The following is a 22,560-nucleotide window of genomic DNA, read 5'->3' as shown; positions in this document are numbered from 1 at the left end:
CGTCCGTCCCTGACCAGCCGGTACGCCACCCCAGGGCGGGCCGCGCCGGGCCGGGGGCCGGGGAGATCGCCGGGGCGGTCCGGTCGGGGCGGCTGCGGGCCGTGGACGCCGTGGCGGAGGCGCTCGGCCGGATCGCGGACGCCGACGGCTCGCTCGGCGCGTTCCTGGAGGTCTGGGAGGAGGAGGCGCTGCTGCGGGCCGCCGAGGTGGACGCGCGGACCGCGGCGGGCGCGCGGCTGCCGCTGGCGGGCGTGCCGATCGCCGTGAAGGGCCGGCGCGGGCTGCGTACGGCGGGACCGCTGCTCGCCGCGGGATGTGTCGCCGTGGGCGCGACGTCCGTGCCGGGTCCCGGCACCGGCTGGCAGACCTGGGGGCTCGGGGCCCAGGGCCGCCGTACCGTCAACCCGTGGCGGGCGGACCGTACGCCGGGCGGCTCCTCGGCCGGGGCGGCGGCGGCCGTGGCGACCGGACTGGTGCCGCTGGCGACCGGCAGCGACGGGGCCGGGTCGGTCCGTATCCCCGCCGCGTGGTGCGGCGTACTGGGACTGAAGCTGACCGGCGGCGCGGACCGTACGCGGCTGACGGCGCCCGGCGTCCTGACCCGGTCGGCGGCGGACGCGGCGGCCTACTGGCGTGCCGTGGTGCCGGACACCCCGGCACCGGAAGCGGCGGCGCCCGCGCTGCCCGTGCCCGCCGTCTGGTCCCCCGACCTGGGTCACGCGGCTCCCGACGACGAGCCCGTCGCCCTGGCCCGCGCCGCCGTGGACCGCCTGGTCGCGGCGGGTGCCGTACGGCTCGTACGGCCCCGGCGTCCGCTCCGGCTGCTGGACCCGGGGCCCGCCTGGCTGGCCCTGCGCACCCCCGGCGCCGACCCGGCGGACGCACACCGGACGCGGGCCGAGAACGACCGCCGGCTGACCCTGCTGTTCCGCACCGCCCCGCTGCTGCTGACGCCGACGGCCCCGACCCCGCCGCACGGCCACGAGGGCCCCGGCGACCGCTACTCGACGGCGCTGACCTGGGCGTTCAACCTCAGCGGGCATCCGGCGCTCAGTCTCCCGGCGGGCTTCGGCTCCGACGGCTGTCCGGCCGGGCTCCACCTGGTCGCACCGCACGGCGCGGAGGCGCTGCTGCTCGCGGTGGCCGCCGCCTCCTCCCGCGCGGCCACCGGCGTCAGGCCGTGACGTCCTTCGCCGTGAAGCGCGCCCAGGCCGCCGAGCCGAACACCGCGGCGTACAGCGTCTGGAGGCCGAGGTTCTTCACCAGGTCGTCCCAGTAGACCGGTTCGCGCAGCAGGTCGGCGAAGGACAGCCAGTAGTGGGAGAGGAAGTACGGCTGGAGGGCGTGCAGCTGCGGGATCTGGTCGAGGATCTGGACGGTGATCAGCAGCCCGACCGTCGTCGCCATCGCCGCGATGCCGCTGCCGGTCAGCGTCGAGACGAACAGGCCGAGCGCGGCCACGCCGACCAGCGAGGCTGCGACGACCAGGGCGATCAGCAGGGCGCGGCCGAGGCCCTCGGCGAAGGAGATCCGCGTCCCGGAGATGGTCGTCACCTCACCGAGCGGGAACAGCAGGGCGCCGACCGCGAGCGCCGAGACGGCGACCACCAGCGTGGCGGCCAGGCAGAAGGTGAGCACGGTCGCGTACTTGGTGAGCAGCAGGCGGGTGCGGCCGGCCGGGGCGACCAGCAGGTAGCGCAGGGTGCCGGCGCTCGCCTCGCCCGCGATCGCGTCGCCGGCGACGACGCCGACGGCCATCGGCAGGAAGAAGGGCAGGGTCGCGGCGAGCGCGGTGAAGACCAGGAAGAGTCCGTTGTTGGTGACCTGCGAGATGAACGCCGGCCCCGCGCCGCCCCCGCCGCCGCCCGCTCCGCCCCCGTCACCCGTCTCGATCTTCACGGCGATGCCGACCAGCACCGGCACGGCGGCCAGCACCGCCAGCAGGGCGAGGGTGCGCCAGCGCCGGAAGGTGGTCAGCACCTCGTTGCGCAGCAGGCCGAGGCTCCACAGGGCGCGCGGCGGGCGTACGTCCGTGATCGTCTCGGTGAGCGGCGCGCTCGCCTCAGCCCGCGACATCGAATCCCTCCCCGGTCAGCGCCACGAACGCGTCCTCCAGGGAGGCGCGTTCCACTCCGAAGCCGCGCACCCGGACCCCGGCCGCCACCAGCGCGGCGTTCACCTCGGCCAGGTCGCGCTCCGGCGGCTCCGCCGTCACCCGGTCCTCGGCGATCACCACGTCGGCGGCCCCCTGCTCCTTCAGCACCCGGGCCGCGTCCGCCGCGTCCGGCGTGGTCACCACCAGCCGCCCGCGCGCCCCGGCCGCCAGGTCGGCGACCGGCCCCTGGGTGATCAGGCGGCCCCGGGTCATCACGGCGACGTGCGTGCAGACCTGTTCGATCTCGTCCAGCAGGTGGGAGGAGAGGAAGACGGTCGTGCCGTCCGAGGCCAGTTCGCGCACGAGGACGCGGATCTCCCGCATGCCCTGCGGGTCCAGCCCGTTGGTGGGCTCGTCCAGGACGAGCAGACGGCGCGGCTGGAGCAGCGCGGCGGCGATGCCGAGCCGCTGCTTCATGCCCAGCGAGTACGCCTTGGCCTTCTTCCCGGCGGCGGCCGTGAGGCCGACCCGGTCCAGCGCCGCCGCCACCCGCTCGCGCCGGGTGCGCGGGTCGGCGGCCGGGTCGGCGGCGTCGTAGCGCAGCAGGTTGTCGCGGCCGGTCAGGAAGCCGTACAGGGCCGGGCCCTCGATGAGGGCACCGACCCCGGGCAGTACGGCGCGGGCGGCCCGCGGCATGGGCCGGCCGAGGACCCGGGCGGTGCCCGAGGTGGGTTCGATCAGGCCCATCAGCATGCGGATGGTGGTGGTCTTGCCGGAGCCGTTGGGGCCGAGGAAGCCGAAGACGCTGCCCGCCGGGACGGTCAGGTCCAGACCGTCCACGGCGAGCTGGCCGCCGCGGTAGCGCTTGGTGAGGCCGCGGGTGGCGATGACGGCGTCCATCGGCTCCTTCACTCACTCACTCGCTTCGTCCGCTGCCGTGTGCTGCCCCTCAGGCCCTCACCGGCCCGCGTCGGCCGCCTCGACCAGCGCGTCCTTGGTGACGGCGCCCACGTAGACCGTGCCGTCGTCGGTGATCAGGGCGTTGACCAGGCGGGTGCTGAACACCGTGCCCGAGCCGAACTCGCCCTTCACCTGGTCGCCGAGCGAGCCCAGGAAGCCGTCGAGGTCGCCGCCGGTGTCGCCGGTGAGCAGGCCGCCCTGGGCGCCGGTGTCGAAGGTGGCGACCGCGTTCCAGCCCTCGCCGATGACCTTCAGCCCGTCGAGGCCCTTGGCCAGCTCCTCCTCGGACTTCTGCTCCTTGCCGGAACCGAACCCGGTGCCGGACCTGGAACCGGACCCGGTGGCCGGCGCCTCCTCGATCTCGTCGCCCTCCGTGACCTTCGCGCCCTTGGGCGGCGTGAAGTCGAACGTCGACGCGGCCGGCTTGGCGAAGCTGACCTGGGTGAAGCCGGCGTCCACGACCGCCGAGCCACCGCCCGCCGGGCTGAGCGTGAACTTCAGGGGCACGCCCGTCTTCGCGTCCACGGCCACACTGATCGAGCCGATCGTGGAACCCTTCTGCTTCGGCTCGATCACCAGGCGGTACGCGTCCCGCCCGGCCACCTGCGCGGTGCCGTCGACGGTCACGGACGTGGTGTCGTCGACCGCCTTCAGGGCTTCCTCGGCCATGTCGCCCGGGGTGGCCGGCAGCTCCTCGCGCCGCTGGCCGTCCTCGGCCCGGTCGTCGTCGGCGGCGGCGGCGGAGTGGTAGACCTCGCCGGACTCGCTGTCGTAGCCCCAGACGTCCTTGCCGTCGTGGATCAGGCTGTACTCGGCGGCGTCCTGGAGCAGCGACACCTTCTGCCGGTCGGGGCCGTCCACCGCGACGCGCAGCGTGTGGGTGCCGGAGGCCAGCTCGGTCAGTTTCGTGGACGGGTCCGCGGAGGAACCGCCGTCCGCGGAACCGGAGGACGAGCCCGCGCCGTTCATGAGGCCGCTCTCCAGACCCCCGAGGTCCGGCAGCCCGAGGTCGGTACTGATCTTCACCGTGCCGGACAGCTGCTGTACGTCCGACGTGGCCACCTTCTCCAGCAGTTGCTGCGCGGTGATGTCGGGAAGGTCGGGGTCCCCGGAGTCGGCGAGCGCGGGAACCAGTCCGATGGTCGCCGCCGCGACGCCCATCACCGTGACCGGGACGACGTACCGCGCCACCTTGCGCCGCCCCGTCCCGCGCTCCTCGGTCTCGGTCCCGGTCTCGGATTCGTACGGTGTCATGTGCCCTACCTCCGTCGTAGGCGGCGGCTGTTCGCGACCTCGCACCAGTCCACCCTGAGCCGCCATTCTCACCCGAACTGGTGAGGATGTGTTGTTTTCCGTGATGACCATCTGACCAAATCGGCCATCGGGAAGCGTCAGACCGCAGGCTCAACTCCGCCTACTGCTGCGGTATGACACACGCGCACGGAGCACTCCCCTACCCGTAGGGGCGGTAGCGCGCAGGGGCGGTGGCGCGCAGGGGCGGGCGGTGGCGTCCGGACGGGCTCAGCCGGCCCGGTGCACCACCGCGTCGCACAGCTCCACCAGCGCCGTCTTCGCGTCGCATTCCCGCAGCGGGGCCAGGGCGGCGCGGGCCTCCTCGGCGTAGCGGACGGTGTCGCGCCGGGCCTGGTCGAGGGCGGGGTGGGCGCGCAGCAGGCGCAGCGCCTCGGCGTGCCGGGCGTCGTCGGTCAGGTCGGAGGCGAGCAGCTCGCACAGGGCGAGGTCCTCGGCCAGCCCCAGCCGGGTGGCGCGCTCGCGCAGCCTCAGGACCGGGAGGGTCGCGATGCCCTCGCGCAGGTCGGTGCCGGGCGTCTTGCCGGACTCGGTGGACTCGGAGGCGATGTCCAGCACGTCGTCGGCGAGCTGGAAGGCGACGCCGAGCCGCTCGCCGTACTGGGTGAGGACGTCCACGACCGTCTCGTCGGCACCGGACATCATCGCGCCGAACCGGCAGGCGACCGCCACCAGCGAGCCGGTCTTGCCGCCCAGCACGTCCAGGTAGTGGTCGACCGGGTCCCGGCCGTCCTGCGGGCCCGCGGTCTCCAGGATCTGGCCGGTGACCAGCCGCTCGAACGCCAGGGCCTGCACCCGGACCGCCTCCGGGCCGAGGTCGGCGAGGATCTGTGAGGCGCGGGCGAAGAGGAAGTCGCCGGTCAGGACCGCGACGGAGTTGTCCCAGCGGGTGTTGGCGCTGGGCACCCCGCGCCGTACCGCGGCCTCGTCCATCACGTCGTCGTGGTACAGCGTGGCGAGGTGGGTCAGCTCCACGACGACGGCCGAGGGCACGATGCCCGGGGCGTCGGGGTCGCCGAACTGGGCCGCGAGCATCACCAGCAGCGGCCGGAACCGCTTGCCGCCCGCCCGCACCAGGTGCTGGGCGGCCTCCGTGATGAAGGGCACCTCGCTCTTGGTTGCCTCCAGCAGTCCTTCCTCGACTGCCGCCATTCCGGCCTGGACATCGGCTTCCAGAGCCTGGTCCCGCACGCTCAGCCCGAACGGCCCGACGACGGTCACGAGGGGTCTCCTGTCTGCTGGTGTCTACTCGCGGTTACACGGCTGGTCGATAGGTCGCTGCCATCACTCAAGTCAGCGTATCCGGTCACGTTTCGATCACCGATAGCGCCCACCGTTACAGGCCGGTCGGTATCAGGTCATGAACTGTATGTTTTTGATCAGGTGATATGAGCGGATATGGATCGACTTCGCGGGACGGCCGGGGCGCGCCGACGCCGCGATTTCTTCTGGGCCCCTCGGAACCCCCCGGCCCCCAGGATGCTCCCTGAAGGGTCCCCGAGGGATCCCCGAGGGACTCCTCTGCGACCACCGGAGAACACCGAGGACCGCCGAGGCCCCGTCGACACCCCTCCGGGACCATCGAGCCCCGTCGAGCCCCGCCGGGCCTCACCACCGGTCCACCAAGGCTCTATCGAGGGTCCACCGGGAATCCATCGAAGATCCCACCACTCCTCCCAACGTCGCGCGACCCGGGAACGTCACCCGTTCGACCCACAGACCCTCGCTCCAGCCCCACTCCAGGCCCCCGTCGAGCCCCCGCTCCAGCCCCACTCCAGACCCCCGTCGAGCCCCCGCTCCAGCCCCACTCCAGACCCCCGTCCAGCCCCCGCTCCAGCCCTCGCTCCAACTCTCGTTCCCGCCGCCGGGTGAGCCAGGCGGGCGATCCCGCCACCGGTGACAGCCACCCCTGGCCAGTAAAACCCAAGTTGACCTCATTGCCCGATTTGCCCCACTCGTCAGCGTCAGTGAGTTGACTCACGCCGCCACCCGACCGCGCGCCGCCGCCCCCACACCCTCCATCCCTTTGCCCCGTACGCCAGTTGACCCTTGCCACTCGCAAAGGATCAAGTACCTCAAATGCCTCAGACCAAGGTCAACAGGCACGTTAGGTGATTCCGGCACTTGTTCCGGACATGTGCTGTCGCATACGTTCCCGGCCTGTCGAGCGGACGCCGAATCCTGCCACCGCCCGACGCACACGCATCCGACTCATTCACGGCAGGAGCGGGGGACCCAGGTAAGTCGCCGCGCCGGTCACCGGACGTCACCCGACGTCACCGGAGGACCGGAGCGGCTCGGGGTGAAGCCGGGCCCGACAGGGCACGGCCGGGCACCTCCCCGCCCGAACCCGACAGCTCACCTCGCAGGCGTATGGAGAGGACCGCACCATGCCCGCAAAGGCTCTCCGGCACGCCGCCGGCGCCAACCGTCTCGTCCGCAAGCTCGCCCTCGCCGGTGCCGGCGCCGCCGTGCTGGCGCTGCCGATCGCCGGCGCCGCCAGCGCGTCCGCCGCCCCGGCCGCCACCCCCGCCGCCGACTCGGCCACGGCGACCACCACGGCCGCCCTGACCGCGGCCAACGGCTACAGCAACAACCTCGACGGCTGGATCCGCCAGTCGCTCGACATCATGGCCGAGAAGGGCATCCCGGGCTCGTACAACGGCATCTACCGCAACATCATGCGGGAGTCGTCCGGCAACCAGTTCGCGATCAACAACTGGGACATCAACGCCATCAACGGCACCCCGTCCAAGGGCCTGCTCCAGGTGATCAAGCCGACCTTCGACGCCTACCACGTCGAAGGCACCTCCTGGGACATGTACGACCCGGTCGCCAACATCACCGCCGCCTGCAACTACGCGGCCGACCGGTACGGCTCCATGGACAACGTCTACAGCGCCTACTGAGCCCGGCCTCAGGCGAAGAGTCGTTCGAGGACGACGGCCACGCCGTCGTCCTCGTTCGACAGGGTGACCTCGTCGGCCACCGCCCGCAGTTCCGGGTGGGCGCCGGCCATGGCGACGCCGTGGGCCGCCCACAGGAACATCGGGATGTCGTTGGGCATGTCCCCGAAGGCGACCGTCCGCTCCGGGCTCAGCCCCAGGCGCTCCGCCGCCAGCTCCAGACCGGTCGCCTTGGTGACACCGCACGGCTGGAGCTCGACCGTCCCCGGCCCCGACATGGTGACCGTCGCCAGCGACCCGACCACCGCGCGGGCCGTCGCCGCCAGCTCGTCGTCGGACAGCTGGGGGTGGCGCAGCAGCACCTTGCTGATGGGCTCCGCCCACAGGTCGTCCCGTCGGCCGACCCGCACCGCGGGCAGCGTGGGATGCGGCATCAGATACCCGGGCTCGATCAGCGTGAGCCCGTCCACCCCGTCCTGGTCGACGGCGGCGTACACCTCGCCCACCTCGGCCTCGATCTTGCCGAGCGCGGTCTCGGCCAGCTCCCGGTCCAGGGTGACCGACCACAGCATCCGGTCCGCGCCGGCGTCGTACACCTGCGCGCCCTGTCCGCACACCGCGAGCCCCCCGCAGCCGAGGTCGCCGAGGAGCGCGCGCACTCTCGGCGCCGGGCGTCCCGTCACCACCAGGTGGTGCGCGCCGGCCCCGGCCACCCGCGCGAGCGCGGCGAGCGACCGCTCGGAGACGGTGTCGTCGCCGCGCAGCAGCGTTCCGTCCAGATCGGTGGCGACGAGAGCGTATGCGGTGGGGTTCATGATCAGAGAATACGGACGTCGCGCGCCCCCGACTCACCGTCGTCAAGCGCACGTTCCCGACGCGGATGTCCGAAACCTGACGCATCACCGGCTAAAGGCGGTTGAAGCGCTGTGCACCGGTTGGCAACAACATGCTCCGCTCTCTACCGCTCCGAGGGGCCCCAGGGGTACTTTCCTTCTGTCCAGGGGGACTTGATCGGGGGGTCGAGTTGAGCAGCGGACGCATTCGTGTGCTGAGGCCGGAGGAACTGGGCGAGGGGGAACGGGAGCACTGGCGGGAGCTGCGCGCCAAGTCGCACGCCCCTCGCAACCCCTTCATGGAACCGGAGTTCACCGAGGCCGTGGGCCGGGTCCGCCCGGCGGCGCGGGTGGCGGTGGTGTACGAGGGCGGCGAGAGCGCCGGTTTCCTGCCGTACGAGCGCGGACCGCTGGGGCAGGGGCGCGCCATCGGCCTCGGGGTGTCGGACTGCCAAGGGGCGGTATTGCGCCAGGGTCCGCTGCCCGATATCCGCCAACTTCTGCGTGCCTGCTCGCTGTCGAGCTTCGCTTTCGACAACCTGGAGGCGGAACAAGGGCTGTTCACGCCGTACGCAGCCGAGGAGTACGCCTCGCACGTCATCGACGTCGCCGACGGCTACGGGGCGTACGAGAACGTACTGCGCGCCCAGTCGCCGAAGTTCCTCAAGTCCACCCTGGCCAAGGAACGCCGGCTCGGCCGCCAGGTCGGGGACGTGCGGTTCGTCTTCGACGAGCGCGACCCGGCCGCGCTGCGCACGCTCATGGCGTGGAAGTCGGCGCAGTACCGCAGGACCGGGCGCCGCGACCGGTTCGCGCAGCGCTGGATCACCGGACTCGTCGGCCGGCTCGCCGCCACCCGCACCCCGGAGTGCACCGGCACGCTGTCCGTCCTCTACGCCGGCGGACAGCCGGTCGCCGCCCACTTCGGGCTGCGCTCGTCGACCGTCCTGGCCTGCTGGTTCCCGGCGTACGACGTGGCGGTGGCGAAGTACTCGCCGGGACTGGTGCTGCATCTGCGGATGGCCGAGGCCGCCGCCGCCGAGGGGATCGGCCTGCTGGACATGGGGCGGGGCGCGGCGGAGTACAAGGACTCACTGAAGACGGGCGAACTGCCCGTGTACGAGGGCGCGGTGACGCGCTGGGGGGCGGGCGCGGCGCTGTACTGGCTCGGCCGCGAGCCCGCGCGCCGGGCGCACGGGTTCGTGCGCGACCGGCCGCGGCTCGCCTCGCTGGCGGCACGGACGCTGAAGGGTGTGGCGCGGCTGCGTCGCACGTGAGGACGATCGGAAGCGATCCAGGGGGGATGCGGATGTTCGGGGCAGCGCGTGCGAGACAAGGCCGCGTACGGCAAGACCTCGCACGGCAGGGCCTTGTGCGGCAGGGCCTTGCACGGCGGGGCCTTGTGCGGCGGGAGACGGAGCGGGAGATACGGGAGTTCCTGAGCATCGGACCGGTGCAGGTGGCCGAACTGGAGCTCGGGGACGACGGCGAGGGGGCCTCGCTCAGACCGGGGCCGGGCAGTCCGCCCGTGGCCGCGGGTGAGGTGTTCGTCCTGGTCCGGCGGGCGGGGCGGCCGGTGGGCACGCTGGTCGGACGGGTGCCGGAGGGAACCGACGCGGTGTCCGTGCTGGCGGGGCTCGCCCAGGATCTGGCGAAAGGGCCGGTGGCGGAGAAGGGGCCGGTGCCGGCGACTGGGCCGGTGGCGGCGACGGGGACCGCGCCCGTGCCGCCGTCCGCGAGTGTCGTGGTCGCCACCCGGGAGCGGGCGGGCCAGCTGGCCCGCGCCCTCGACTCGCTGCTCGCCCAGGACCACCCGGATTTCGAGATCGTCGTCGTGGACAACGCGCCGGTGACCGACGAGACCCGCGACCTGGTCGAGCGGAAGTACGGCGAACGGGTGCGCTACGTGTGCGAACCGGTGCCCGGCCTCGCGACCGCGCACAACCGGGGGCTCGACGTCGTACGCGGCGAGGTGACCGCCTTCACCGACGACGACGTGGTCGCCGACCCGCGCTGGCTGGCCGAGCTGACCACGCCCTTCGCCGCCGACCCGGGTCTCGGCTGCGCCACCGGCCTGATCCTGCCCGCGCGGCTGCGCACCCCCGCCCAGGTGCTCCTGGAGAGCCACGGCGGCTTCGCCAAGGGCTTCACCCCACGGACGTACGACCCCGCCGACCCGCCCGCCGACGAACCGCTCTTCCCGTTCACCGCCGGACGGTTCGGCTCCGGGGCCGGCATGGCCTTCCGTACGGCGGTGCTGCGCGAGGTCGGCGGCTTCGATCCGGCCACCGGCGCGGGCACGCACGCCCGGGGCGGCGACGACCTCTACGGCTTCGTCCGCGTCCTCGCCCACGGGTACCGGCTGCGCTACGTCCCGGGTGCCCTGGTCTGGCACCACCACCGGGAGACCTGGCGGGACCTGGAGACCCAGGCGTTCGGTTACGGGGCGGGGCTGACCGCGTATCTCACGGCCGTCCTCGTCAACCGCCCGGGGCTGCTCCCGGCGTTCCTCGCCCGGCTGCCGGGCGGGCTGGCCCACGCCCGGGCCTTGACGGCCGTACGGGACGGGGAGGACGGTGCCGGGGAAGCGGGCGCCCGGGTACCGGGCGGGCACGACGCCCGTACCCACCCCTGGCCACGGCGCCTGTCGCGCCTCCAGCGCCGGGGCATGCTGTATGGCCCCCTCGGCTATCTGCGGGCCCGGCGCGCCCTGCGCACGGTCGGACTGGAGTCGCCCGGGGCCACGGCGGGCCGGGGCGCGAGGACATCGGGGAGGCGCTGATCATGACAGGAGAGCCCGCGAGAACCACCGGAGAGAGCACGGCAGGGACGGGGGGAACAGGGGGAACTGGGGGAACAGAGGGTGCCGGGCGGGGTGCGCCCATTCCCGTCTTCCTCTATCACGCCGTGATGGACGACCCGCCCGCCTGGATAGCGGAGTTCACGGTCACCCCGCGTCAGTTCGCCGCGCACCTGGACGCGATCGCCGACAGCGGCCGTACGCCCCTGACGATCAGCGCGCTTGCCGACCACCTCGCCGGACGGGCCCCGCTGCCGCCCCGCCCGGTGCTGCTGACCTTCGACGACGGCTTCGCCGACCTGCCGGGGCCGACCGCCGAGACGCTGGCCGGGCGCGGCCTGGCCGCCACCGCCTACCTCACCACCGGTGCCATCGCGCCCGGCGGCCACAGTCTGCTGCCGCCCGCCCCGATGATGACCCTGGACCAGGCGGCCGGCCTGGAGGACCACGGCATGGAGATCGGCAGCCACACCGTCACCCACGCCCAGCTGGACACCCTGTCCACCGCGGCGCTGGCGGTCGAACTCCGCTCCTCCAAGGCCGTACTGGAGGACGCCCTCGGCCACCCGGTCCGCCACCTCGCCTACCCGCACGGCTACAACAGCGCCAAGGTACGGTCCCTGTCGGCCCGCGCCGGCTACGAGACGGCGACGGCGGTGCGGCACGCGCTCAGCTCCGACCGCGACGAGCGCTACCGCATCGCCCGCCTCATCGTCCGGCGCACCCACACCGTCACCGACGTCCAGGGCTGGCTGGCCGGGCGGGGCGCGCGGATCGCGCCCTACCGCGACAGCCCCAGGACGGTCGCCTGGCGGTGGTACCGGCGGGGCCGCGCGCTGGTGCGGGGCCCCGAGTTCGCCGGGTGAGGTCCCACAGGGGACCGGTCACTCCAGCGGCTGGTTGAGGTACGGGTCGGCGGCCACCTCGCGCAGACTGCGCCAGGACGCGTCGCCGGCCACCGAGAGGTCGCAGTGCGGTCCCGGGTCCCGGTAGTTCCACTGGAGCGCGGCCTTGACGCCGTCCAGGCCCTTGAGGACCCGGGGCACCTGCGCGTACCACTGGGCCTGCCGGTCCGGCCGGTCCGGGTCGGACGCGCTGCCGAACTCCGAGAGCATCAGCGGCTTGTCGTCGGATATGTGCGCCCGGATCCAGTCGTGCGTGGCGTTCTGCGTCTGGGCGAAGCTCAGCCACTCCGTCTTGTGGCAGAGGTAGTAGTTGTACTGGTTGTAGCCGATCCAGTCGACGTACTCGTCGCCGGGATACAGCCGCTCGAACAGGTCGGCGTGGTTCAGGTAGCCGGTGATCACCCACGTCCACACCACGTTGTCCACGCCGAGGTCGCGGAACCGGTCGTGGATGTGCCGGTAGGCGCGGACGTACTCCTCCGGGCTGCCGCTGGCCGGGGTACGGGTGTCCATCTCCAGGTCGAAGGAGAGGAACACCTTCTTGCCGGTGCGCTCCCCGTACTCCTTGATCCGCTCCGCCTGGACGTCGATGACGGAGTCGTCCAGCTCGCCTCCGGCTAGCTGCCGCCACGTCGGCTGCTGCTGCTTGGTGCCGCCCCACCACTTGCTCTCCCAGGACAGCAGCAGCATCCGGTCCTCGCCGACGCGCTGCTCCTGCTCGGTCAGCAGCTGGCCCTCCAGCCTGGTCTCCGTGACGGCCGACATGTCGTGGTACGTGTACACGATGTCGAGCTTGCGGCCGGCCTTCTCCTCGTAGGCGTGCACCTTTTCGGCGAGGTCCGACTTGTCGTGCGGCACGAAGGCGCCGAACCAGGCGCCACAGGGCGGTTCGAGCAGTTCGGTCGGGCGGCACCTCTCGTCCTGGCCGGACGGGCTCGTCCCGGAGCCGTCGTCCGGTCCGGCGGTGTCGCGCAGGGCGAGCACCGCCAGCAGGGCCGCGCACGCGAGGGTGGCGGAGGTGAGCAGGAGGCGGCGCCTTGCGCGCCGGAGGGGACGGGGCGGGCGGAGCGGGCTGTGTCGGCGGGGCGGGTCGGGTTGGCGGGGCGGGCCGGGCACGTTCACAGAGCGGAACCCTTCCGTGTCCTCGGTGGCGTCCCCGGAGCCGGAGCCGGGGACGCGCGCAGGCGCGGGCAGAACGCGGCGAGCGTGGTCAGCAGGGTGAGGATCAGCAGGACGCGCTCCCCGCTGAAGGCGTGCGTGGCGATCAGCACCGTCGAGACGAGGATGACGACGCCGACGCTCAGCAGCACGGCCAGCATCAGCCGCTCCAGCAGGTCGGAGTGGCGGTCGAAGCCGGCGGTCCGGCGGTCGACGGGGCCCTCGGCGGGGCGGGACCGCAGCGCCGGGCCGCAGATCCGGACCAGGGCCGCGCCCGGACCGGCGGCCAGGAAGAGCGCCACCGCGGCGCCGCGCGGCGGTGAACCGCCGGGCAGGGCGAGCGCGGCCAGGGCCAGCCAGCCGCCGAACGCGGGCAGCATGCGGATCACGAGGTCCTGCGGTGTCATCGGCTCACTCCCCCGTCGGCTCGTCCGGTCGAAGGACGTAGACCGTCCCCGCGCTGTTCTCCGCCACCAGCTGGAAGCGCGGTGAGGCGGCCACCGACCGGCGTATGCGGTCCAGTTGCTCGCCGTCGAGCTGGCCGTTCATCTCCGAGTTGGCCACCTGCCCCTGGGTGAGCAGGAGATACGCGCGGGCGGGCGGTTCCACGGCGCTCATGTCCCGGGCCAGGGTGGCGGCCGGGCTGCGCACGATCCGGTCGACGTGGCTGCGGCCGTCGTCGAGGAACCAGTAGTGGTCGACGCTCCAGTACGAGTCGTAGGCGAGCGGGTAGTTCCGGTTCGCGGCGACCACGAGCGACCCTTCCGGTGCCTGGTCGAACAACTGGCGTATCAGGGCCACTTCCTGCGGCGGGAAGTAGTTGATCCGATCCTTGCCGGAGTAGGCCGGCACGAAGGCGAGCGTCCCGGCGAGCAGCGCGACCAGCGGCACCCACACGCCGTACCTGAGGTCGGGCAGCGGCAGCCGCCTCGGCCGGGCGGTGGCAGCGGGCCGCCCGGCCGACTCGCGCGCGGCGAGGTCGGCGGCCAGGGTGCGCACCTTGGGCAGCAGCGCGGCCCCGGCGAAGAAGGCCGCGCCGGGCAGCATGAACATCAGCACCCGGAAGATCATTTCGCTGCCGTAACTGCTGGCCACGAACATGGGCAGCGGGGCCGCGGCGATCAGCAGCAGGGGCAGCGCCCGGTACCGCAGTACCGGCTGGCGCAGCACGCCGAGCGCCGCGAGCAGCAGGACGGAGCCCGACAGCAGACGGGCCGCCCAGGAGGTGGCGATCGCCCCGGTGCCGGTCGGGGTGGCGCCGTACCCGGTCTCGACGTTGGCGCCGACGTCACCCACCGAGCGGATCATGTCCGGCATCGCGGCGGACAGGAAGGGCAGCGCCGCCGTGAGGCACCAGGCCAGGAAGATGACCACCGTGGTGACCGTCGGCACCCAGTCGCGGTAGCGGCGGGCGAGGCACAGCGCCAGCAGGGAGACGACCAGCATGCCGGGCGTCAGCTGGTGCGAGACGACGATGGTCGTGACCAGCACGGTCAGCAGCACCGTCCAGACCGCCGGCCGCTGCCGTCCGCGCCCGCCGCGCCGGCCGCCGTACCGGCGCAGGACGACGGCCAGCACGCCCACGTGCAGCGCGAAGGCGACGGACTGCGGGGAGAAGTAGTCCTGGCCCACCCAGTTGGCCACGTAGAAGAGCCAGACCGAGGTCCAGACCAGCCGGCGGTCGGTGGTGAAGGTGCGGTAGATCAGCAGCAGCGGGAGCAGCAGCATCAGGCTGGAGACCAGGGGCCACCACGCCATGTACATCGCGGTGTTCTCCACGCCGAGCAGCCGCACCAGCGCGGCCTGGGCGGCGAAGAAGCCCGGCCACTGGTCGTAGACGGCCATGTCGCCCAGCTGCTCCTCGGTCCCCAGACCGCCGGAGGTCAGCAGATGGTCGATGACGGCGTCGTGCTTCCACGCCCAGGCGTACAGCGGGGTCGGGTAGACCAGGGCTTGGGTGGCCCGCTCCATCAGCAGCAGCCCGACGACGTACGCGAACGACCAGCCCTGCGGGCGCCTCGGGTCGCGGGCGGTGAACCAGAAACCGGCCGTGAGCACGGCCAGGCCGGCCCAGAAGGCCGGGTGCACCGCACTGACCAGGCCGAAGTCGTCGAGGTGGGAGACGTCGGTGTGGCCGATCGCGTACGCCCACAGGGCGAGCGCCGCCAGCAGGGGCAGGGCCGGCCAGGCCCCGGCAGCGCGGTACCGGAACCTCCAGGCGGGCGGGAGGTCGGAAAGGTCCGTCATGGAATCGGCGGCGGAGCCCGGTGGCTCCGGGGGAGTGGAGAGACTGCGGCGGGTGGTCCGCACGGCACCACGAAACCGCGCGCTCCCCTGCCGCCGCGCCCCCTGGGGCCGGGCGGACGTGTCTCCGGGGGCCCGGACGGTCACGTCTCCCGGGGCCCGGACGGTCACGTCTCCCGGGGGGCGGGCGGACACGTCTTCGGCACTGCGGTCCGCCGGCTCCTGGGAGGCGGGCGTCGCAGTCACCTCGTCCGCTTCGGCCTCCGGGAGAGCCTCGGCGGCGTCGTCGGCATCTACGGCATCTACGGCGTCTACGAGAGTGCTGACATCGCCGGCAGCGCTGACGTCTGTGCCGCCGGGCTTCTCGGCCGCTTCGTCCGCCCCACCACCCCCTTCACCCCTCTCGGCCGCTTCGTCCATCGCCACCGCCTCGGCGCTCTCGGGCGGTGCGTCCGGTGCCGCCTCCGGGCTCGTCCCGTGCGGCGTCGCTGACTCCGGCGTCATCGACTCCGACGCCATCGGTGTCCCGATCGTGTCCGCCCCGATCGTGTCCGCCCCGTCCGGGGACGACGCGTCCGGGGACGGCGTGTCCCGGGACGACGCGTCCGGGATCTCCGGTGCGGGCACGGGCTCCGGTGCGGATCTCTCCCGTGGAGTTGCTGGCGGACGCACGACGTTCCCCCCTGGCGGTTCGGCTCTGTGCTCGATCAGTCCCTGGATCTGTCGTTCGGTCTGGAGCGGCGCGGGGGCTCGGACGTCGGGGCCGGTCGGCGCGGTGGCAGGACCAGGACGAGCAGGACGAGCAGCGCGAGCAGCAGGAGAAGGGGCAGCGCGACCGGCGCGAGCGCCTGCCGCCACACCCAGCCGCCCACCGCGGCGAGATACAGAACCCCCCAGCGTCCCGGCCACGGCAGCCGGTCGCCCGCGTACGCGAGCAGCAGCCACAGCGGCACGAGACACAGCAGTTGCAGAACGGGCGGTGCCCAGCGCAGCAGCGGCTCGGGGCCGTCGAGCCCCACCGCGTCCGCGAGGAATCCGGCCGTCTTGGTGTAGAACGTCCCGTCCACCGGCTGTGGTTCCCGGCCGAGGGCGACAGGTGCCACGTACAGAGCGATCACGGCGGCGCCCAGGGCGGCCCCGGGGAGCCGCCAGTCGAGGCGCGCGCTCAGGGTCACGGAGGCCACGAACACGACCAGCAGTGCCCCGCCCGCGACGAGCGCGGCCAAGGGCAGCTCCTCCAGCAGCTCACGGCCGGTCACCGCCGTCCGGGAGGCCCCGTCCAGCCAGGGCAGTCCGCGCAGCGCCGTCCAGAAGACCGCGGTGGCGACGCCGAGCACCACCCAGAGGCCGGTCCACAGCCGCCTTTCCCAGGTCTCTTCCTCGACGGACCGGGCAGACCCGAGGGACCGAGCGGACCCAGCGGACCCAGCGGACCCAGCGGGCGGAGCGGGCCCAGCGGGCGGAGCGGACAGAGTGGACGAACCGGATCCGACGGGCTCGGCTCCCTGCACTCCCGGGGACCCCAGGGAGCCCAAAGCCCCTTGCGCCCCCGGGGATTCCTCCTCCCCGGCGCCCCCGCCGTCCCCGCCCTCCAGTTCGGGCGGGCCACCGGACGGCCCGCCCCCCGCACCGTCCGACGACCGGACGATCACGGCCAGCGGATCCGCCTCCAACGCCTCCCGCTCATAACCGGGCCGCCCGATGAAGAGGGTGACGGTGTCCTCCCGCCCCTCCCCCTGCCTCCCGTCGGCCGGATCAACCGCGTACGCGGCCTTGCGGGCCCAGCTCGTGCCGTACCCGGCGGTGGCGTTCAGCCGTGCCCAGCGGGTGCCGTAGGAGGGTGCGCCGGGTGCCGTCGGCTTCCGGCGGCCTCCCGTCGCCTTCCCGTCGCCGGGTCCACCGCCCGTATCCCGGCCGGAGGCGCCGCCGCCGCGCAGCGCCGCGCGCAGGCCCGGCACACAGCCGGCGGCGACCAACGTCATCCCCAGCAGCACCGCCCAGCCGGCGCCCGCGATCCCGGCCGGTGTGAACAGCACGGTCGCGCTGCCCAGCACGAGGGCGCACATCGCGCCTTGGACAGCGGCGAGCGCTCCGGTCCGGCCCTGGACACGCAGCACCCCTATGTACAGCTCCACCACGATCCGCGGCAGCGCACCGAGGGCGAGCAGCCGCAGCACCGCGGAGCCGTGCTCGGCGTAGTCGTCGTTGAACGGGGCGAGGATCTGCGGCGCGAAGGCCACCAGGAACGCTACGACCGGCACCAGCAGCAGCGTCATGCGGCGCAGCGCCCCGCGGACGCCGTCGGCGAGGTGGCGCGGGTCGTGCGAGGCGTGCGCGGTGAGCGAGGAGGCCATGTTGATGGCCATGAACTCCATCGTGCCGCCGACGGTGTACGCCACGTAGAAGTAGCCGTTCTCCGCGGCGGTGAAGCGGACGGCGACCATCACCGGCAGCAGGTTGATCATGGCCAGGCTGAACAGCGCGCCCAGCGAGTCGCCTGCCAGGAAACGGCCCATCTCACGGTAGGCGGGCGGTTCGAGGTCGTGGTCGGCGGCGGCCTGTCGCGGTATCAGCTTGCGGAAGATCAGCCAGCCGAGGGGCAGCGTGGAGAAAGCGATCGCCACGGCCCACGAGACGAAGATGCCGAGCACCGGCAGCGCGGAGGCGAAGACGGCGAGCAGGATCAGCTTCCCGACCGAGAACACCGCGTTGCCGGCCGGCACCCACTCGGCTTTGCGCAGCCCGGTCAGCACCCCGTCCTGGAGGGTGAGCAGCGCCCAGGCCACGCAGGCGGCGACGAACAGCGTCCCCGCCACCGGCGTGCCCAGCGGCGCGTACGAGTCGCCCCACCGGTCGAGGGTGAGCAGGAAGACGCCGGCCGCCAGCGCGACGACCACCGAACTGGCCGCGTAGGCACGCCAGACCAGTGACCCCGTCGCCCGTCCGGCACGCGGCACGAAGCGGACCACGGCGCCGATCATCGTCGTCGCCGTGATGCTGGCCAGCAGCCGCATCGCCGCGATCGCGGCCGAGCCCTGGCCGACGGCCTCCTCGGTGTAGTACCGGGCGGACACCAGCCAGAAACCCAGCCCGAGCACGGCGGACACGCCGGTGCTGAGCATGAGGAAGTAGGCGTTCTTGAACAGCGAGTCGGAGCCGTGCGCCCCGTCGGACGGCCGGTCCCCGTCGTCCGCCCGCGCCTCCGCCGTCTCCTGCACCTGCGCCTCAGTCACGGAACGGCCCCGGCCCTCGCGGTAACGGACCCGGTTCTTCCGGCAGGGGCCCCGGCCTGCTCAGGCCCTCGGGCGGCTCGGCAGGCCGGACGCCGGAATCCTCCAGGACCTCGATGGCCTCCCGCGCGCGCAGCGGGTCCACGGGCAGCGCGTGCCGCGCGAACCAGCGCGCCGCCTCGGGAGCGGGCGAGAGGTCGGTGAACTCCACGCCGGCGTAGTCGTCCAGAGGCGGGTCGTAGAGGTACCCGACGACGATGCCCCGCCGCGCCAGAGCCGCCGCCGCCGCGTCCCGGTCCGCCACGAGCAGCGGCACCCGGAACAACGGCTGCACCGCGCCGTCCGGCCCCCCGCGCCCGGCGTGTGCCCAGCGCGTCGCCAGCAACAGTTCCGTCCCCGCGCGGCAGTCGGCGAGCACCTCGTCCAGCCGGTCGAGCTTGCGGCCGACGCGGGCGAGCCGGAACCGGCCGGAGCTCAGCCGGTAGTCGTGCATGTCGACGCGGACCCAGGGGTCGTGCGCGTCCAGATCCGGCGCGGCGGCGACCGCACGGGCCAGCGCCTCGGGCCGCAGCGGCATCCGGATCTCCTCGCGCTCGGCCATGCCCAGCACCCGCAGCGTCGCCCAGGCGGCCCGCCGCAGCCGCAGCCCCCGCACGGCCGCCTCCGCGTACGGCCGGACGGCGTAGGCGAGCTCGGCCGTCATCCGGCGCGGCGCCAGCAGGTCCTCGCACGCCTTCTCCAGCACGTCCCGCACGCCCGGATCGGCGACCGCGAGGATTCCCCCGGCGTGCGCCCCGACGTGCTTGGACAGGCTGAAGACGGAGGCGTCGCCCCAGGTCCCGACCGGACGGCCGCCCACCTCGCTGCCGATGGCGTGCGCCGCGTCCTCGAACAACGGGATGCCCAACGCGTCGCACCGCGCCCGCAGTCCGGGCGCCGGGTCCGGGTTCCCGTACAGGTTCGTCGTCAGTACGGCGGAGAGTGAGCCCCATGTCTCCTCGGGCACGGCGTCGAGGTCGATGGACGCGTCCCACGGGTTCAACGGCGCCTGCACCGGCCGCAGTCCGGCCGCCAGGACGACGAAGAAGATGACGTCGTCGTTGACCGGCGACATCAGCACCCGGCCGCCCGGCGGGCACCAGTGCCGCAGTGCCGCGTACAGGCCGAACCGGCACGACGGTACGTACACGCATTCCCGGCCGAGTCTGTCGCGCATGGTGCGCGCCGGGCGTTTCGGCCTGGCATGCGACGACACCGAACCCGGACCGGCCTCCCCAATGGCCATCCGCTCCCCCTGATGTGCCGTCGGAACGCCCCCTCCCCGAGGCCTTCCGGCACCCGTCCAGACTCTCCCCGTTCGCACCGCTCCGTCAAGATTGCGGACCGGCCTGTGGACAACTTCCCGCACACAAGCGGAAGCGGAGCGCTAGCCGCCGCCCACCCCGTCCGGCACCCGACCGGGCACCTCACCCGTCACTCACCCCGCCGTACACACCGTCGGCCCGCGCTCTGCCCCGGCGCGCCCCGACCGCCGTAACGTGTGGCCCGGCCACCCGGAACCCCCAGCACAGGCGGTGCGCACCCGGCACCGACACGCCCCGACACCCACGGGCAGGCACCAGCCCGCACCCGCAGGCACCGGCACCGGCACCGGCACCGGCACCCACCGTCGAGTACGAAAGCGAGGCACCACAGATGCCCCTCTTCGACGTCCCCGAAGGCCACCCCTTCGGCCCGCACAACCTCCCGTACGGCGTGTTCTCGACCCCCGGGAAGGAGGAGCGGACGGTGGGCGTCCGGCTGGGCGACCACGTCCTCGACGCCGGCGCGGCGGCCCGCGCCCTCGGATCGCCGTACGTCTCCCTCCTCGCCCGGCCCACCCTCAACCCGTTGCTGGCGGCCGGCCGCACCACCTGGTCCGACGTACGGCGTGCGCTGACCGCCTGGGTGACGGTCCCCGCGCACCGCGAGACCCTCGCCCCGCTGTTCCACCCCCTCTCCTCGGTCACCCTGCACCTGCCCTTCGAGGTGGCCGACTACGTCGACTTCTACGCCTCCGAGAACCACGCCCGGAACGTCGGCCGCATCTTCCGCCCCGACGCCGCCGACTCCCTGACCCCGAACTGGAAGCACCTGCCGATCGGCTACCACGGGCGCTCCGGCACGGTGGTGGTCTCCGGCACGGACGTCGTACGCCCCTCCGGTCAGCGCAAGTCCCCCACCGACCCGGCCCCCGTCTTCGGCCCGTCCGTACGCCTGGACATCGAGGCCGAGGTCGGCTTCGTGGTCGGGACGCCGAGCCAACCCGGCCGGCCGGTCCCGCTCCACGACTGGCGCGAGCACGTGTTCGGGCTGTGCCTGCTGAACGACTGGTCGGCACGGGACATCCAGGCCTGGGAGTACGTCCCCCTCGGCCCGTTCCTCGGCAAGTCCTTCGCCACGTCGGTCTCGGCGTGGATCACCTCTCTCGACGCCCTGGAGGCCGCGCGGACCGCCCCGCCGGAGCGGACCCACCGGCTGCTGCCGTACCTCGACGACGCCGACGAGGAACCGAGCGGCTACGACCTGCGGATCTCCGTCGCCGTCAACGGCCACGTCGTCTCCGAGCCGCCCTTCTCCACCATGTACTGGACGGCCGCCCAGCAACTGGCCCACCTGACCGTCAACGGCGCCTCGCTGCGCACCGGCGACCTGTACGGCTCGGGCACCGTCAGCGGCCCTTCCGAACGGGAACGCGGGTCGCTGCTGGAACTGACCTGGAACGGCCGCGACCCCCTCGAACTCCCGGACGGCAAGCGGACCTTCCTGGAGAACGGCGACGAGGTCACCCTGTCCGCCTGGGCCCCCGGCCCGGACGGCACCCGGGTAGGGCTGGGCGAGGTGACGGGGCGGGTCGTCGCGAGCTGACCAGAACGCTCGGGGCGCCGGCGACGGCAATGGCGAGGGAGAGGGAGAAGCGAAGGGAGCGGCCAAGGAAACGGCCATGGAAACGGCGAAGAGAAAGGGACCGCCGAAGCGAAGGCCGAGCGAGACGACGGACACTTGACGGTCCTCGGACCTGACTCGCACCGCCCCGCACCGTCATACTGTCGGCGGACGGTGCGCGAGCCCCCTTCCGCACTCCCCGCACGATCCAGAGCCGAGCCGCCTTTCCGACCAGGATCCGGAGCCCGTGGCATGACCGTCAGCCTGCTTCTGCTGAGCGTCGTCGCCCTGACCGCCGCCGTGCCGGCGCCCCGCGCGCTGACCCGGGCCAGTTGGCCGGAACGGGACCCGGTGGTCGCGCTGTGGGTGTGGCAGTGCCTGGTCGCCACGGTCCTGCTGTGCTGTCTGACCGCCCTGGCCCTGGGCGCCGCCGCCGTCTTCGGCACGGTCCGCGCCCAGCTCTTCGCCCCGGCGCCGCCCGCGGTGACCGAGGCGTACAACCTCTCCGCCGGCCCGCCCTGGACGGCGGCCCTCACCGTGCTGCTGGCCTGCGGAGCCGCCTGGACCACCGCCATGCTCGCCCGGGAACTGGCCGAAGCGCGCCGGCGCCGGGCCCGGGCCCGCTCGCATCTGCGCGAACGCGCCCCCGACCTGCCCGCCGGGCTCCCCACCGCGCGCGGGCCTCTCCTCGTGCTGGAGGACGAATACCCGGACGCCTGGTGGATGCCCGGCAGCCCGCCCCAGCTGATCGTCACCACCGGCGCCCTGCAGCGTCTCACCGACCACCAGATCGACGCGGTCCTCACCCACGAGCGCGGCCACGCCCGCGCCCGCCACGACTGGCTGCTGCACCTCTCCACTGCCCTGGCCACCGGCTTCCCCCGTGTCCCGCTCTTCGCCCACTTCTGCGACCAGACCCACCGTCTGGTGGAACTCGCCGCCGACGACACCGCCTCCCGGCGCTGCGGCCACCTGACCACGGCCCTCGCCCTGATCGAGCTGAACCAGCACCGGGGCGTCCTGTCCTGCGCCTCCAGCCACCACCTCCTCGGCGAACGCGTCGACCGCCTCCTGGAGCCGCAGCCCCGCCTGGGCCGCCGCCACCGCGCCATGACCACGGCGACGGCCGCCCTGGTCCCGCTCCTCCCCCTGCTGATCACCTTCGCCCCGGGCCTCACGGCTCTGTCCTGAGC

17 protein-coding genes and 1 riboswitch are annotated in these 22,560 nt (G+C 73.4%); of the genes, 7 read left to right on the top strand and 10 right to left on the bottom strand.

What is annotated here, in order from left to right:
• Positions 1–92: 92 nt before the first annotated feature.
• A complete protein-coding gene (locus J7I94_RS04490; RefSeq protein ID WP_251074652.1) occupies positions 93–1,184 on the top strand; it encodes an amidase family protein in 1,092 nt (363 codons plus the stop codon).
• Here J7I94_RS04490 and J7I94_RS04485 read toward each other — a convergent pair.
• The 4 genes from J7I94_RS04485 to J7I94_RS04470 form a co-directional block, all read right to left on the bottom strand.
• A complete protein-coding gene (locus J7I94_RS04485; protein ID WP_215165247.1) occupies positions 1,174–2,076 on the bottom strand; it encodes an ABC transporter permease in 903 nt (300 codons plus the stop codon). The two genes, J7I94_RS04490 and J7I94_RS04485, sit on opposite strands and share 11 nt — an antisense overlap.
• Positions 2,063–2,995: an ABC transporter ATP-binding protein gene (locus tag J7I94_RS04480; RefSeq protein ID WP_215165246.1), complete on the bottom strand. Its 933-nt coding sequence runs from the start codon at positions 2,993–2,995 to the stop codon at positions 2,063–2,065. The genes J7I94_RS04485 and J7I94_RS04480 overlap by 14 nt, the downstream gene beginning before the upstream one ends.
• Before the next feature lie 57 nt (positions 2,996–3,052).
• Positions 3,053–4,309 carry a DUF2092 domain-containing protein gene (locus J7I94_RS04475; RefSeq protein WP_215165245.1) on the bottom strand — a complete coding sequence of 419 codons (1,257 nt, stop codon included), beginning with the start codon at positions 4,307–4,309 and terminating at the stop codon, positions 3,053–3,055.
• A gap of 267 nt (positions 4,310–4,576) precedes the next feature.
• Positions 4,577–5,587, bottom strand: a complete 1,011-nt coding sequence (locus J7I94_RS04470) for a polyprenyl synthetase family protein (RefSeq protein WP_215165244.1) — start codon at positions 5,585–5,587, stop codon at positions 4,577–4,579.
• 976 nt (positions 5,588–6,563) lie between these two features.
• Positions 6,564–6,752, top strand: a riboswitch (cyclic di-AMP (ydaO/yuaA leader).
• Positions 6,753–6,756: 4 nt separating this feature from the next.
• On the opposite strand from J7I94_RS04470, the gene J7I94_RS04465 reads away from it, so the two are divergent.
• Complete coding sequence (locus J7I94_RS04465) at positions 6,757–7,275, top strand: transglycosylase SLT domain-containing protein (RefSeq protein ID WP_215165243.1); 519 nt, start codon at positions 6,757–6,759, stop codon at positions 7,273–7,275.
• 8 nt (positions 7,276–7,283) lie between these two features.
• Here the strand turns inward: J7I94_RS04465 and J7I94_RS04460 are convergent, their stop codons facing one another.
• Positions 7,284–8,087 (bottom strand): HAD family hydrolase, encoded by an 804-nt coding sequence (locus tag J7I94_RS04460; RefSeq protein ID WP_215165242.1) that lies wholly within the window; start codon positions 8,085–8,087, stop codon positions 7,284–7,286.
• A gap of 230 nt (positions 8,088–8,317) precedes the next feature.
• Between J7I94_RS04460 and J7I94_RS04455 the strand changes: the two genes are divergently transcribed.
• The 3 genes from J7I94_RS04455 to J7I94_RS04445 all read left to right on the top strand — a co-directional run bounded on the left by J7I94_RS04455 (position 8,318) and on the right by J7I94_RS04445 (position 11,771).
• Positions 8,318–9,382 carry a GNAT family N-acetyltransferase gene (locus J7I94_RS04455; RefSeq protein ID WP_308114493.1) on the top strand — a complete coding sequence of 355 codons (1,065 nt, stop codon included), beginning with the start codon at positions 8,318–8,320 and terminating at the stop codon, positions 9,380–9,382.
• Between the two features lie 125 nt (positions 9,383–9,507).
• Positions 9,508–10,887, top strand: a complete 1,380-nt coding sequence (locus J7I94_RS04450) for a glycosyltransferase (RefSeq protein WP_308114492.1) — start codon at positions 9,508–9,510, stop codon at positions 10,885–10,887.
• Between the two features lie 128 nt (positions 10,888–11,015).
• Complete coding sequence (locus tag J7I94_RS04445) at positions 11,016–11,771, top strand: polysaccharide deacetylase family protein (protein ID WP_215165239.1); 756 nt, start codon at positions 11,016–11,018, stop codon at positions 11,769–11,771.
• Positions 11,772–11,789: 18 nt separating this feature from the next.
• Here the strand turns inward: J7I94_RS04445 and J7I94_RS04440 are convergent, their stop codons facing one another.
• From J7I94_RS04440 to J7I94_RS04420, 5 genes are all read right to left on the bottom strand, one after another.
• On the bottom strand, positions 11,790–12,932 hold the full coding sequence (locus J7I94_RS04440; protein ID WP_215165238.1) for a glycosyl hydrolase: 1,143 nt from the start codon (positions 12,930–12,932) through the stop codon (positions 11,790–11,792).
• Positions 12,929–13,375, bottom strand: a complete 447-nt coding sequence (locus J7I94_RS04435; protein WP_215165237.1) for a hypothetical protein — start codon at positions 13,373–13,375, stop codon at positions 12,929–12,931. The genes J7I94_RS04440 and J7I94_RS04435 overlap by 4 nt, the downstream gene beginning before the upstream one ends.
• A gap of 4 nt (positions 13,376–13,379) precedes the next feature.
• On the bottom strand, positions 13,380–15,215 hold the full coding sequence (locus J7I94_RS04430) for a glycosyltransferase (protein WP_215165236.1): 1,836 nt from the start codon (positions 15,213–15,215) through the stop codon (positions 13,380–13,382).
• A gap of 704 nt (positions 15,216–15,919) precedes the next feature.
• Entirely contained in the window at positions 15,920–18,445 is a 2,526-nt protein-coding gene (locus tag J7I94_RS04425; protein ID WP_215165235.1) for a lipopolysaccharide biosynthesis protein, read from the bottom strand.
• Entirely contained in the window at positions 18,438–19,658 is a 1,221-nt protein-coding gene (locus tag J7I94_RS04420) for a DegT/DnrJ/EryC1/StrS family aminotransferase (protein ID WP_251074633.1), read from the bottom strand. The genes J7I94_RS04425 and J7I94_RS04420 overlap by 8 nt, the downstream gene beginning before the upstream one ends.
• 479 nt (positions 19,659–20,137) lie before the next feature.
• Here J7I94_RS04420 and fahA point away from each other — a divergent pair, with 479 nt between their 5' ends.
• Entirely contained in the window at positions 20,138–21,349 is a 1,212-nt protein-coding gene (gene fahA, locus J7I94_RS04415; protein WP_215165231.1) for a fumarylacetoacetase, read from the top strand.
• A 270-nt stretch (positions 21,350–21,619) separates the two neighbouring features.
• On the top strand, positions 21,620–22,558 hold the full coding sequence (locus J7I94_RS04410; protein WP_215165230.1) for a M56 family metallopeptidase: 939 nt from the start codon (positions 21,620–21,622) through the stop codon (positions 22,556–22,558).
• Positions 22,559–22,560 lie beyond the last annotated feature (2 nt).

It is taken from the genome of Streptomyces sp. ISL-12, assembly GCF_018614415.1.
Classification (GTDB): Bacteria; Actinomycetota; Actinomycetes; order Streptomycetales; family Streptomycetaceae; genus Streptomyces.
Note: the sequence above shows the minus strand (reverse complement) of the source record. Positions and strands in the feature narration are given on the sequence as shown.